The sequence below is a fragment of the Shinella sp. HZN7 genome (assembly GCF_001652565.1).
Taxonomy (GTDB): Bacteria; Pseudomonadota; Alphaproteobacteria; order Rhizobiales; family Rhizobiaceae; genus Shinella; species Shinella granuli.
Genome location: NZ_CP015736.1, coordinates 3,489,173 through 3,502,427, shown reverse-complemented (window position 1 = coordinate 3,502,427; position 13,255 = coordinate 3,489,173). Strand labels below are relative to the sequence as shown.

Genomic DNA, 13,255 nt, shown 5'->3' with positions numbered 1-13,255 from the left:
ATGACCGACACCTAAGACTATATCATCATCGGCGCCGGATCGGCCGGCTGCGTGCTCGCCAATCGCCTTTCGGAGGATCCGGCCACCAGGGTGCTGGTGCTCGAATATGGCGGCAGCGACCGGTCGATCTTCATCCAGATGCCGACGGCGCTGTCCATTCCGATGAACGGCACCAGGTACAACTGGAAATACATGACCCTGCCGGAGCCCGGCCTCGACGGCCGGCGGGTGCACTGCCCGCGCGGCAAGGTGATCGGCGGCTCCTCCTCGATCAACGGGCTCGTCTATATGCGCGGCCATGCCCGCGATTTCGACGAGTGGGAGGAGCTGGGCGCGCGCGGCTGGCGCTACGCCAATTGCCTGCCCTATTTCCAGCGCGCCGAAAGCTGGCAGGACGGGGGCGATGCCTATCGCAGCGATTCCGGCCCGCTTGCCACCAATGCCGGCAACAAGATGCGGAACCCGCTCTACAAGGCCTTCGTCGATGCCGGGCGCGAGGCGGGCTACATCACCACCGAGGACCCGAACGGGCATATGCAGGAGGGGTTCGGGCCGATGCACATGACCGTCAAGGACGGCGTGCGCTGGTCGACGGCCAATGCCTACCTGAAGCCCGCCATGGGCCGGCCGAACCTTGCCGTCGTCACCCATGCCATGACGCGGCGCGTGCTCCTCGAAGGCAAGCGTGCGGTCGGCGTGGAGTATGAGCTCGGCGGCGAGCGCAAGGTGGCGAAGGCGAACCGCGAGGTGCTGGTCTCCTCCGGTCCGATCGGCTCGCCGCATCTCCTGCAACGCTCCGGCATCGGCCCGGCCGCCGTGCTGCAGAAGGCGGGCGTTGCTGTCCTGCATGACCTGCCGGGCGTCGGCGAGAACCTGCAGGATCACTCTGAAGTCTATATCCAGTATGCCTGCAAGGAGCCGATCACGCTGAACGGCAGGATGGGGCTTTTGAGCCGCGCCCTGATCGGTGCGGAATGGCTGCTGTTCAAGAAGGGGCTCTCGGTCTCCAACCATTTCGAGAGCGGTGGCTTCATCCGATCCGATGCCTCCCTGCAATGGCCGGACATCCAGTTCCACTTCCTGCCGGCCGCCATGCGCTATGACGGGAAAAAGCCGCTCGACGGCCATGGCTTCATGGTGCTGACCGGGCCGAACAAGCCGAAGAGCCGCGGCTATGTGCGCCTGCGCTCGCCGGAAGCGCATGAGCAGCCGGATATCCTCTTCAACTATCTCGATCGCGAGGAGGACCGCGAGGGCTTCCGGCGCTGTCTGCGCCTCACCCGCGAGATCATCGCCCAGCCGGCTTTCGACCGGTTCCGCGGCGAGGAGATCGCACCCGGCAAGGATGTGCGCGGGGATGACGAGATCGACGCCTGGGTGCGCGAGACCATGGAGAGCACCTACCATCCCTGCGGCTCGTGCCGCATGGGCGAGGATGCCCTGGCCGTCGTCGACAGCGATCTGAAGGTGCGCGGCCTTGACGGCCTGCGCGTCATCGACAGCTCCGTCTTCCCCGCCGAGCCCAATGCCAACCTCAACGCGCCGACCATCATGCTGGCCGAGCGTGCCGCCGATATCGTGCGCGGCAAGCCGCTGCTCGCCGCTTCCAATGCGGAGGTGGGCGTGGCGCCCGGCGTCGGCGTTACCCAGCGCAGCGGCACGCCGCTCCGTGCCTTCCGGCATTGAGGGGGGCGGAGATGCCGCGGAGTATCGGCTACCTGGTGGCGCGGCGGCATCGCGAGGATCCGGAGGAGCCGCGCGACTGGGCTCTCGTCGCGGAGGCCTTCCTTCGCGGGCTTCTGGCCCGCTTCTCCGCCGGCACGTCATGGCTTTGCGGCGGATCTCTCACAGCCGGAAGAGCGCCTCGGCAAGGCGCCCGACATAGGGGTTCATGCGCTCCACCGGAACGCCGGCATAACCGAGGATGAGCGCACCTTGCCGTGCGGCGCTGATCGTATAGTCGGACAGCGGATAACATTGCAGTCCGGCGGCGAGCACCGCGCGGTGGGCTGTTCGGTCCTCCTGTCCGTTCTCCAGCCAGGCGAGCGCGTTGAGCCCGCTTTCGGAGCAGTCGATGCGGGCAAGCCCTGCGAGGGCTGCCCGGCCGGCCTTCCCGAAGGCCTCGCGTCGCTCGGCATAAAGGCCGCGCATGCGCCGCAGGTGACTGGCGAAATGCCCGCCGCCGATGAATTCGGCAAGGGCGAGCTGGGTCTCCACCGGCACGCTGCGATGGATCAGGCCTGAAAGGTTGCGGAAGGTGCTGCGCATGGTGGCCGGCTTCGAGACGCCGACATCGGGCGCGATCCGCATCGATGGGCGGGACGTGACCGGCCTTCCCGCCAACCGCCGCAAGATCGGCATGGTCTTCCAGGCCTATGCGCTCTTTCCCAACCTGACGGTCGCGGACAATATCGGCTTCGGCCTCAAGGTTGCGGGTGAGGAAAAAGCGGCAATCGCCCGACGCGTCGGGGACATGCTGGAGCTGATCGGCCTGCCGCAGCTCGGCAGCCGCTATCCCTTCCAGCTCTCCGGCGGCCAGCAGCAGCGCGTGGCGCTCGCCCGCGCGCTCGCGCCGCGCCCGCAGGTGCTGCTGCTCGACGAACCGCTCTCGGCGCTCGACGCGAAGATCCGCGTCAGCCTGCGCGAGGAGATCCGCCGCATCCAGCAGGATCTCGGCATCACCACCATCTTCGTCACGCACGATCAGGAAGAGGCGCTCTCCATATCTGATCGCATCGTCGTCATGCACCAGGGCATCGCCGATCAGGTCGGGACGCCCTTCGACATCTACAATCGCCCGGCCACGCGCTTCGTGGCGGAATTCGTCGGCACGCTCAATCTCGTCGATGCCGACGTGGTCGATGCGGCCAGCGGCCGCGTGCGGCTCGGCGATGTGCCCGTCGTGCTGAACCGGCCGCTGCCTGCCCGCGCCGGCGAGCGCATCCGCCTGGCACTTCGGCCCGAAACGGCGGCGCTCGGCCGTGCGGAGGGGCACGACATCGTGCTTCCCGGCCGCATCGCCGAGGTTCATTTCCTCGGCGCCGTGATCCGCGTTCGCGTGATGGTCGGCGGCCAGCTTCTCTCCCTCGATACGTTCAACCGGCCCGGCCGTCCCCCGCCGGCTGTCGGCGCGCCCGTCGAGGTCAGCCTCTCGGACCGCGATCTTCTGGTGCTTGCGGCCTGAGGGCCGGGCATCGCAATCCTTACGGAGGAAACGGACATGCCATGGGGTACTCAACCGCCCCCGGACTGGCGCAAAAGAGTGGCGGCGCTGCCTTTGGCGAAGCGCCTCCGGCTTGCTGCGCGGGCGCGCACCGCGCCGCTTTTTGCCCATGCCTATGCCTTTCATCTCAACATGCGTTTCGGCGGCATGACCCCGCTGCATCTCGCAGACTTCACCGCGGCACAGCGCCTTTCCGGCCTCAAGCTCCATGTCGATGACGGGGAACAGGCCAGTCTCGGCCGGATGGATGGCGATGCGCTCGCCGGTTTCGCCGCGCAGGTGAAGGCCCGCGGCCTGGAGCTGCATGTGGAGACCAGCACCACGGCGCCGCACGGCCTTGCCGATGCCGTGCGCATAGCGCTTGCCACAGGTGCGACCTCTCTCCGCTGCTATCCGCGCTACGAGGGACGGGTGTCGCAGATCATCGCCTGGACGATCGCCGATCTCCGGCGCCTTGCCGATTTCGACCCGCAGGGCAGGCTGCGCTACACGCTGGAACAGCACGAAGACCTCAAATCGGAGGAACTCATCCATATCATCGAGGCCGTCGGCAATCCGCGCCTCAGCCTGCTGTTCGATTTCGGCAACATGATCAACGCCTACGAACGGCCGATGCCGGCTCTCGCGATCCAGGCGCCGCATATCACCGAGGTGCATGTCAAGGATTGTCTCGTGCAACCGGATCGCGGCGGCTGGGCACATCTTGCCTGCCTCTCGGGTGAGGGGCACCTGCCGATCCAGGCGATGTTGCTGGAGCTTCTTCTGCTCGGCGAGGACCGTCCGCAGGTGTTGGCCTTCGGGCTGGAGGAGGAGGAGGGCTACTTCGCTCCGGCCCTGCGACGTCCGTCGGATGGGCCTGACCCGTTCATTCCCGCCCGCACGGCCAGCTTCACCGGCCGCGGCACCGGAGATCTCGGGCCACGCCTGAGCCGGGAAGCCGCTGCCGCCCACCGACAGGTGGAAACGATCCGAACCATGCTCGAAGGCATCGCCCTGGAAGCCGAAAGGACCGAAGGATGACCGCTCAAACGACCTGCCCGCCGGCCTTTCTTGCGCTTGCCCATGCCATGGCGGATGCTGCCGCCGAAACGATCCGTCCCTGGTTCCGCAAACGGATGGCCGTCGACGCCAAGGCCGATGCCAGCCCCGTCACCATCGCCGACCGCGACGCGGAAATGGCCATGCGCCGGATGATCGAGGCTGCGTTTCCCGAACACGGCATAAGGGGCGAGGAATTCGGCGCCTGCCGCACGGAGGCGGACTGGATCTGGGTGCTCGATCCGATCGACGGCACGAAATCCTTCCTCTCCGGTTCCCTCGCTTTCGGCACCCAGATCGCGCTGCTCCACCGGGGTGATCCCGTTCTCGGCCTGATCAACCAGCCGATCACCGGCGAACGCTGGCTCGGCACGGGCACCACGGCGACCCTCAACGGGGCGCCGATCCGCACCAGCGACAGGACCCGGCTTGATGAGGCGATCCTCTACACTTCCGCCCCGGAGCAATTCGACCGCGCGCGCCACGATCGTTTTACAGCCCTGGCCGCAAAGGTCCGCTTCAGCCGTTTCTCGCACGATTGCTACGCCGCGGGCCTCCTGGCCCTCGGCGGCATCGATCTGCTCGTCGAAAGCAACGTCTTCGACTACGACATCCTCCCGCAAATACCCATCCTTGAAGCCGCGGGAGGTATCGTGACCGACTGGGACGGGCAGCCGCTGACGGTGGCACCGCAATACGGCACCGTGCTGATGGCCGCGAACGAGAAGATCCACCAGGCGGCGTTGGAAGCCCTGCGTTGAGCGCAGAAAAACCCCAGCGCGCCGCCGCCGGCGTGTCATGATGTTGAACCCAATCCGGTCTGAGCGGTCCCCCGCCGATCCTCGGCCTTTCTACGCCCTCAGATAGGCCTCTATCCAGGCGCGCACCAACCGCGAATAGGGAGCCTGTGGCAGGGCCATTTCGCGGATGCGGGCCAGCGCCTCCTGTGCATAGCGGCGGATCTTGCCGGCGATCCGCTCATCCATGGCGATGTCTTCGGCAAGGCGGTCCCTTGCCGCACCGTGCAGGGCGGCAAGTTCGGCCGAGCGGACTGCCGCCCGTTCCGTCAGTTCCGCGGCGATCTCCTGCAGGTTCAGGCTCATTGCCAGCAGGAACTCGAGGTCGCGCAGCACGCGCGTGCGCGCCTGCACCAGCCCAAGCCGGTTCAGCCCGTAGACCTGGATCGACACCGCACCCACGGCACTGACCTTCGCCGCGACGGCGGCGCCAGCGATCGCGGCATGGTCGGCCACGGCGTCCGGAAGTCTGGCGGTTTCTGCCGGATCGAGCGGCCTCGGATAGACGAGGCTCACCAGATGCGCGATCGACATGGAAGACGAGATGCTGGTCCGGATCGTCCCGCGTGGGATCGAGCAGCAGGCGTTTCTCGGCCTCCATGTCGTCGCCCGGCCGGGCGGCATGCGCACTGCCTTCCATCAGCGGGAAGGCGCTCTGCTTGCCGGTCAGGATGCTGCGGTAGCGATCGAAATCGCCATCGGCGCGCAACACGACCAGCCGGTCCTCGCCCGGCTTCGGCGTCTTCTGATTGCGGCGGCGGTTGCAGTCGATGCAGCTCGGCAGGAGATTGCTCCACTCCATCGCCAGCCACCAGTAGCCGGGATGGCCTGGAACGCCCTCGACCTCGCCCTTTGGCCGGTAGTGCTCGACGTCCACCGGCTGGAGCCCTGCATAGAAGCTCTCGCAATAGGCGCATTTGCCGTGGAACAGCTTTTCGAGGACGGTCTTGACCGACGCCTCCTTGTAGCGGGCGAAGTCGAACGCCCCCAGTTTCTCGCCCGCCGCGATCCTCTCCATGTGTTCGGTGGCGAGCTGAAGCTCGGATTTGCCGTCCGATGGCCGCGGCTTGCGCAGGATCGACGGTTCAGCCACGGGCGAGCGGTCGACGCGCCTCATTCCAGCAGTCCTTGAAGGAATTTCCTGACTTCGGCCTTCGCGTTCTCACGCGCCGCGCCCGCGCGCTTGCTGTCGGCGGTGCGCCGCAGCGCAAGATAGTCGGCCACCGCCTCCTGCACGACGCGCGTCACCTCGGTGCGGCCATAGGGCAATCCGTCGGCAATGGCGGCATTGAAATCGGCAAGCACGGCACGCTCCCTTTCGTCGAGGGTGCTCCTGTCGCGGGCGAGCAGGTCGGCCACCTCGGCAAAGGCATGGTCCGTCCGGCGGTCGTCGGCCGAGAAGAGCTGGAACATCTCCGAGGTCAGAAGCTGCTCGACGGTCATGGTCTCGATGTGATCGAAATCGGCGACGCGCTCGACCACCTCGGGCATGGAACTCGGACCGTCGCCGGTGTTCTGGTAGCGGTGCAGCATCATCACCTCGCCGTCGCGCATGCCCCTGACGCAGAGCGGATCGTGGGACGTGAAGATGAAGGTGACGCGCGGCAGCGCCTTGCGCAGGCCCGCGACGATCTGCAGTTTCCAGCGCGGGTGCAGGTGCGCCTCGATCTCGTCGACGAGCACGATCGCCTCGCCGTGGCGCGCGTCACGCGGGGAAAGGTGCGGTGCCGCGTCCATCAGCCCTTCCAGCACGTCGCAGACCAGCGCAAGCACCGCCCGGTAGCCGGACGAGACGATGTCGAGCCGCTGCGGCACGATATAGTCGCTGCCGTCCTGTTTCTTCTTGTGCACATTGATGACGCAGCGGCCGGCTTCGTTCTCCTTACCCGGTTTCACCTCGATATCCCGGAACTCGCCGTCGATGCGGATGATGTGTCGCAATGCGCTGACCACCTCGTTCAGCGCCTCGGGCTTTCTCTTCGCCAGTTCGGCAAGCCATGGTTCGGGGTTGGAGATCTGGCGATCGTTGCGAAACAGCGTCTCGATCCGGCGGACATAGCTTTTCTGCCGCGTCTTGCCGAAAAGCCGGTGTGCGCCATAGGCGAAGATCGGCGGCCTCGAGCCCTTCAGCCTCGCGCTGGTCCGCATGCGGCCATCCTTCGCGCCGATCGTGAGGATGGTTCCGCCGCCGTCGCGGAATTCCAGCTCGACGCGGCAGCCGCGCGTGCCGGTCTTTTCGGTTTCGCCCATATATTCCGGATTGAGCGTCATGCTGCGGCCATCCAGGTCGAGTTCGTCGCGCATGTCTTCCAGGATCGCCGCAAGCACGATCGCCTCGAGGATCGAGCTCTTGCCAGTCGAGTTTTCGCCGAGGATGAGCAGGCATGGCGTCGGCGGCAGTTCGTCCGGATCGTGGCCGGCGGCCGGGTTTTGCGGCGGATCCGGCAGGGCGAAGGAGATCGCCTCCAGCGACTTGTAGTTCTTGATGGTTGCAGCACGCAGTTGCGCGCGCGCAGGACGCGGCGGGGAAACGGCCCTCTGGTCGGTGAGCTCTCGCCGCCCCCGCGCCCTGTTCGCATCCTCGCGCCGTAACGTGCGAAGGGTTTCGCGTACCGCCGCGTCAAAATCCTCCCGCAGGGACCAACTGCTGAAGGTTAAGCTGATGCGCTCTGTCGACAGCGGATCGGATGAATAAAAGCGCCGTGCGAGCCTGTCCGCGATCCGGCGGAGCAGCAGGTAGAGCGTGCCGCCGAATTCGATTTCCTTGTAGGAGCTGCCCTTTGGGAGCCATCGTGCAAGATCGAAAAATGCGCGCGGCGACCGGCGCATGTCGCCGATCCATCCTGCCAGGGCTTCCGCGCGGCGACGGAGGAGATCGGGACGGTTGAGGTTGAAATGGACGATCGTCGGCTCGGCGCGGCGGTTCCTGCCGTGCAGGATGCCATCCAGGGTCACATCGAAGGCAAGGGCCGGCTTCGTGATTTCGCCGGGAAAGTAGAGGAGCGGCTTTTCTTCGATCTGCAATCCCACCAGGCCAAAGGGGGCAAGAGAGACGTCGGGTGGTGCGGCACGCGGACCGTCGACGGGGAAATAGGCCTTGTCCCTCGGCAGGCAGCCCTCGCAGATCGGGAAGAGGTTTTCCCACTGGAAGGCAAGCCAGAGATAACATTCCTTGTCTTCCGGCCGCTTCATCGGGGTCGCATAGGCCGGCGGGCGGAAGCGGTATGGCTGCAGCCGCATGCCGGCCTGCTCGCAGAAAGGGCACTTGCCGTAGGAAAGCGCGGTCAGCGCGTCGAGGAGGTCGCGATCCAGCGGGCTTTTCCAGACCGGTGGTACGTCGGTCTGCAGGCGCTCCTTCGGGTCGAGCGCATAGTGTGCGGTGACGTCGCGCCATTCCCTGTCGCGTCCCTGCAAGCTTCTGGGGAACGTTTCGCTTCGGTTATCGTGCCCGAAGAAGAACATGAACGGCTCTCTCCCTTGCTCAGGCCGGGCTTTGCGTCTTGCGCACCGGTGCGCGGTCGGCGCCGGCGACGAGGCGCAGGTTGCTGTCGGCGTTCGGCACCGCACCCTTGCGCACCGAACGGGTTCCCTCCGCGGCATGGGCCTCGGCTGCCTTGTCGCCGATCCCGGCCAAGGCGGCGGCGAACGGTGCCAGCACCTCCTCGCGCCATTTCTGCGCGTTCTTGTAGGCGCGCGGCGCATGCTCGGTCAGCAGCGTCTCGTAGTTCGGCCCGCCGCCGGCGGGGACGGTGCGATAGGCGGTAGCCATGCCCTCCAGTGCCCCCTCCAGCTTGGGCATCAGAGACACTGCCCGCAGCCAGCGGTGTTCATCGAAATCGAAGCGTTCGACCAGTGCCTGTCCTGCCTGCCGGCCATAGTCGCCGAGCTGGCGGATCGTGGCCTCGTCCATGGCAAGGTTCATGCCGCCCTCCCTGCTTTCATCGAGGCGTATCTCGACGATGCGGTCCGCATAGCCGGGCAGCAGCGATTGCAGCGTGTCCTGCCAGTCCTTGGCCGTGTTGAGGATCGAGCTCAGGGCATTGCCGATGCCGGTGATCGCCCGAACCGGAAGATGCGTGCTCTGGCGTGGATGGCTGGGGAGGTCGACGCGCACGTCGCCGTGGCGGACCTCCTCCCAGCGGGAGAGCGTGATGCCGAAGGTCGGGCGGGACGGGAGGAAGGAATCGAAGAAATGGATCGGGAAGTTGCTGGAGATGCCGCCGTCCGAGAACAGGCAGCGCCGCACCTTCGACCGGCCCGGCCCTTCCGGAAGCAGGTCGTCGAACCGGTAGAGCGGCACCGCGCTGATCAGCCCCGGGAAGCTCAGACTCATGCGCGCGACCAGCAGCACCGGAAAGTCCCGGCCGCTGGCGAGCGGATAGAGATCGGCCGGAAGCTGCGGGCCGACATCGGTCAATGGCGCACGGTCCCGCACCAGATAGTCGACCACGCGCTTTGGAAACAGAGCCTCGAATTCGCGCCTGGAGAAATAATGGTGGTCGCTTTTCAGCGGCAACTGGTATGGCCGGCCTGACGACAGATCGGTCGTCATGGTTGCGACCTCTATGCCGTGGTCGGCAAGCTGGCCGACGGTAAGCGGGTCTCCCGGAACGTCGCCGGGGCCGAGATTGCCGGCCACCCGGTCGATGCGGTCCGCAAGCCAGTCGGTAAGCGCGGGCTTATCATGTCCCTCTTGGGTCAGGCCGGGGCAGATGCCGAAATCATGCGCCGGCAGGTCGGTCTTTATCGAACGCCACAGGGCGAGGGCGATGGCGGCCACAAGCAGGACAAGCCCCACGACAATCCCCAGAACAGCGAGGGATGTGTCCGACCGGAGGACGCCGGCCGCCACCATGGCAAGGCCGATGGCCGCCGCGATCAGCGCCCGGCCGCGATAGGCTGCGAGCATCGCCTTCATCATCGCCAGCGGCTTGCTGACGCCGCCGGCGGCCGCCATGGCCATCAGGATGTCGAACAGGGGTTTCAGCCTGGGCGCGGGCTGGAACAGCGAGGCCATGTCGCGGCCGATCTCGTCGGCAATGGAGACGATGCCGTCATAGCCGGCGAAGTCGTCCTTGCCGGGCGAACGCTCGCGCCGGTATTCGGCGGCGGCCGCGACCGCTGCGGCGATGGCGCCGGCCGAGGTGCCGCCGATGCTGCGCAGCCGGTAGGCGCGGGCGATTTCCACGATCGCGTGCGGATAGACCACCCCCGACGTGATCCCGCCCTTCATGACCAGGTCGCATTCGCGCATGATGCCTCCGTTCAATACCAACCCGATTCCGGTGTATTCCGATTGAAAGAGATCAATTCTGGATTGCTAGCCCACTTCCCGCTCATCGTACAGGGCCATCGTTATGTTCGCGTCGACCGGGACGGCAGCATCCGGCATGACGGAATCCCGCTCTCTGCAGCAAGATGGAGCAGGCTTGCCCTGCGCTAGGAGCTGTGGATCAGGCGGTGCCGCCGACGATGGCATAAGCGGCCGCGCCCTTGGCGCATGCGATCACGATATGGCCGTAGGGCGCACGCCACTCGCTGTGGACATGGCTGTTCTCGTCCAGATCGAGGCCGGCGCTCGCCTTCTGGCCTTCCTGGCGGAACGCGACGGGCTCGCCGTTCACCGTCAGCCAGAGCAGCGGGGTCTGGCTTTGCGCTTCTATCGAGAGATGCTGGCGCCCGTGGCCATCGGGCGTGATCGAGACGGTCAGCCGCAGGTCGGCCGTGTCCGGCACGTCCGCGCCGGCGAGGCCGGGCAGGTCCGCAAGCTCGGGCGTTCGCGGTGGCGGTGCACGGTAGTCGCCGGTCTTTTCGAAGGCGCATGCATAGCCGAGCAGCGCCGTGTCGTCGAAGGCCCGGCCGGCGAAGGTCAGCCCCGCGGGCATGCCGATATCGGCCAGTATGCCCATCGGAACGGTCACCGTCGGAATGCCGAGATGGCGGATCGCCAGGTTGCCGTTGGCGACCCAGGTGCCGTTGCGCCAGGCAAGATCGGCCGAAGCGGGGTTCACGTCGGCATCGGCCGGGCCGATATCGGCAACGGCCGGGAAGATCACCGCATCGAGACCCAACCGGTCCATCCAGGCTTCGAGATCGATGCGCCGGGTCTCCTCCAGCCCGCGCAAACCCTCGGCAAGGCCCGGGATATCCTCAAAGGAGGCGATGGGATGTGCGCGCATATGGGCGGGATAGTCGGCGATGCGATCGTCGAAGCCGTGGTAGCGGTCGGGCAGGCTGCCTTGCGGTGCGGGGAAGATGCGCGCGCCGTCGACATCGGCGAGCCGCCGCAGGGCGGGATCGGCATTGGCCGCCAGAAAATCGTCCCAGGCCCAGGCGGAGAGATCGAGGATCTCGTGGCGAAGATAGTCCGGGCTGACGAGGCCGCGCGTCGCGATGGTCGGCGCGCCCGGCCGATCTCCCTCATAATTGCTGACGACCGTGAAGTCGGTGACCACGACCTCGGCGCCCGCCGCCTCGAGCGCGGCGCGCGCTGCTGCGCACAGTGCGATCATCGAGGCGCGGGTTTCGATCCGCTGGCCGGTCGCGCCGCCGATCCCGACCTTATCTCCGGTTCCCGCCTCGGCGTCGGCATTGATATACATTGCTGGCAGGCCGAACCGTTTGCCTGCGAGGCTCGCGGTCCGGGCGATCGCGACATACGAGGGCGGGCGGACATCGGAGGCTTTCGGGATACGCACCCAGGTCTGGCGCCGCCAGAGATCGCCGCGGGTCTCCGGATCGTTGGCGACGATGATGTCGAGCAGTTCCAGCATATCCGCCATCGACCGACAGTGCGGCACCACGACGTCCATGGTCGGCACGAGCGGCCAGTTGCCGCGCACGGAGATGACGCCGCGGCTCGGCGTATAGGCGCAGAGCCCGTTGTTGGCGGCAGGCGCCCGTCCGCTCGACCAGGTTTCCTCGCCGAGCCCGAAGGCTGCGAAGCTCGCGGCGGTCGCGGTGCCGGATCCGTTCGAGGACCCCGAACCGAAGGCGGCCGTCAGCCAATCGGCATTATAGGGGGATTCCGCGCGTCCGTAGACGCCGCGCTGCATGCCGCCATTGGCCATAGGCGGCATGTTGGTCAGTCCGATCAGCACGGCCCCGGCCGCCCGCAGACGGGCGATCGCGAAGGCGTCCTCCGTCGCGACCAGATCGGCGAAGGCGGGCGAGCCGGAAGCGACGCTCAGCCCCTTCACCTTGTAGCTGTCCTTGGCGGTGTAGGGGATGCCGTCGAGCGGGCCGAGGCTTTCGCCGCGCGCCCGCCGGAGGTCCGAAGCCCGCGCCTCGGCGAACATGTCGGGATTGAGCACCGGCACGGCGTTGAGCGCGATGCCGTGCCGGTCGTAATACGCGATGCGGTTGAGATAGGCCGCGACCAGGCCGACGCTTGTCGTCTCACCCGTCCGGAGCGCCTCGCGCAGCTTGTCGATCGACGCTTCGACGACCTTCATCGATGCTCTTCCCCCACGCGTTCTGTTTCCGACTGACGGAATACCCGCCCGGTGTTTCTAGCTTTCGCGTCTCGTCCGGGCAATCTCGATCGCCTGCACTTTCCCCTCATTGCAGCCGGTGCCGGTCGTGCCCCACATCCAAGGCACGTTCAGGGTATTGTCGGCGTCGACACTTGCCCCGGCTGCTGAGCCGTCAGACTTCGAAGACGTCGTCGAAGGATTCCGGAAAGGTCTGGCGGGCCACTTTCTCGTTGATGACGAGCAGGGCCGCATAGGAGAGCGGGTCGAAATCCTTTTCGGCGGGCAGGACCTCGCGGCCGAAGAGAAGGTTGAGGCGCGCGGCGTCGAGATTGCCGCGTTCGAAGGGTTCCGCGCCGAAATGGTGCCAGAGGGCATGGAGGAAGGCGGCGTCGATGCGGTGCTCGGCGGTGCCCGGCCGTGCCCGACGGGGCAGGGCCTTGATCGGCGTCACGCCCCGTGGGTTGGCGCGCCTGATGGTGAACTGGACTCCCGTGCCCGGCATGCCGGAGGGGAAGCCGCGATGTTTCGTCATGTCGGGTGGGTTCGCCATCCGTCTCTCCTTCTTCGCGCCCCTTCTAGCCGATCCGGTCCTATCGCGAAACCTTGGAAACGGGGCGGCCCGCCGTGCTCCCACGGTTGTGGCGCCGTGTATGGAGGCAGGCCGGACCTTGCAGCCTTGCGGCATGGCATGGCCGGATCCACGGTCTTTTCCGATGAAGCTG

The 13,255-nt window shown here is 66.6% G+C and carries 10 protein-coding genes and 1 pseudogene; 5 read left to right on the top strand and 6 right to left on the bottom strand.

Features of this window, described 5'->3' with window-relative positions; all coding sequences use genetic code 11:
* Window positions 1–51 precede the first annotated feature (51 nt).
* Window positions 52–1,686, top strand: a complete 1,635-nt coding sequence (locus tag shn_RS16840) for a choline dehydrogenase (protein ID WP_371328567.1) — start codon at window positions 52–54, stop codon at window positions 1,684–1,686.
* Between the two features lie 159 nt (window positions 1,687–1,845).
* Here the strand turns inward: shn_RS16840 and shn_RS36815 are convergent, their stop codons facing one another.
* Window positions 1,846–2,268, bottom strand: a complete 423-nt coding sequence (locus tag shn_RS36815) for a hypothetical protein (protein WP_206362233.1) — start codon at window positions 2,266–2,268, stop codon at window positions 1,846–1,848.
* Here shn_RS36815 and shn_RS16830 point away from each other — a divergent pair.
* The 3 genes and pseudogenes from shn_RS16830 to shn_RS16820 form a co-directional block, all read left to right on the top strand.
* A pseudogene (locus shn_RS16830) lies at window positions 2,258–3,184 on the top strand (ABC transporter ATP-binding protein); the annotation flags it as partial. The gene shn_RS36815 and the pseudogene shn_RS16830 sit on opposite strands and share 11 nt — an antisense overlap.
* A 93-nt stretch (window positions 3,185–3,277) precedes the next feature.
* Window positions 3,278–4,243 carry a sugar phosphate isomerase/epimerase gene (locus shn_RS16825; protein ID WP_168168924.1) on the top strand — a complete coding sequence of 322 codons (966 nt, stop codon included), beginning with the start codon at window positions 3,278–3,280 and terminating at the stop codon, window positions 4,241–4,243.
* Complete coding sequence (locus shn_RS16820; protein WP_064331437.1) at window positions 4,240–5,022, top strand: inositol monophosphatase family protein; 783 nt, start codon at window positions 4,240–4,242, stop codon at window positions 5,020–5,022. Before shn_RS16825 ends, shn_RS16820 begins: the two co-directional genes overlap by 4 nt.
* 90 nt (window positions 5,023–5,112) lie before the next feature.
* Here shn_RS16820 and shn_RS35075 read toward each other — a convergent pair whose 3' ends face one another.
* Window positions 5,113–5,592 (bottom strand): hypothetical protein, encoded by a 480-nt coding sequence (locus shn_RS35075; RefSeq protein WP_084438092.1) that lies wholly within the window; start codon window positions 5,590–5,592, stop codon window positions 5,113–5,115.
* Between shn_RS35075 and shn_RS35070 the strand changes: the two genes are divergently transcribed.
* Complete coding sequence (locus tag shn_RS35070) at window positions 5,591–6,190, top strand: hypothetical protein (protein ID WP_145925953.1); 600 nt, start codon at window positions 5,591–5,593, stop codon at window positions 6,188–6,190. The genes shn_RS35075 and shn_RS35070 overlap by 2 nt on opposite strands.
* Here the strand turns inward: shn_RS35070 and shn_RS35065 are convergent.
* The 4 genes from shn_RS35065 to shn_RS16795 all read right to left on the bottom strand — a co-directional run bounded on the left by shn_RS35065 (window position 6,172) and on the right by shn_RS16795 (window position 13,083).
* On the bottom strand, window positions 6,172–8,472 hold the full coding sequence (locus tag shn_RS35065; protein ID WP_206362180.1) for an AAA family ATPase: 2,301 nt from the start codon (window positions 8,470–8,472) through the stop codon (window positions 6,172–6,174). The genes shn_RS35070 and shn_RS35065 overlap by 19 nt on opposite strands.
* 67 nt (window positions 8,473–8,539) lie before the next feature.
* Window positions 8,540–10,312, bottom strand: coding sequence for a patatin-like phospholipase family protein (locus shn_RS16805; RefSeq protein ID WP_064331436.1), 1,773 nt, complete (start codon window positions 10,310–10,312; stop codon window positions 8,540–8,542).
* A 199-nt stretch (window positions 10,313–10,511) separates the two neighbouring features.
* Window positions 10,512–12,512, bottom strand: coding sequence for an amidase (locus shn_RS16800; RefSeq protein WP_084438086.1), 2,001 nt, complete (start codon window positions 12,510–12,512; stop codon window positions 10,512–10,514).
* 193 nt (window positions 12,513–12,705) lie between these two features.
* Complete coding sequence (locus tag shn_RS16795; protein ID WP_064331435.1) at window positions 12,706–13,083, bottom strand: hypothetical protein; 378 nt, start codon at window positions 13,081–13,083, stop codon at window positions 12,706–12,708.
* Window positions 13,084–13,255: the final 172 nt, after the last annotated feature.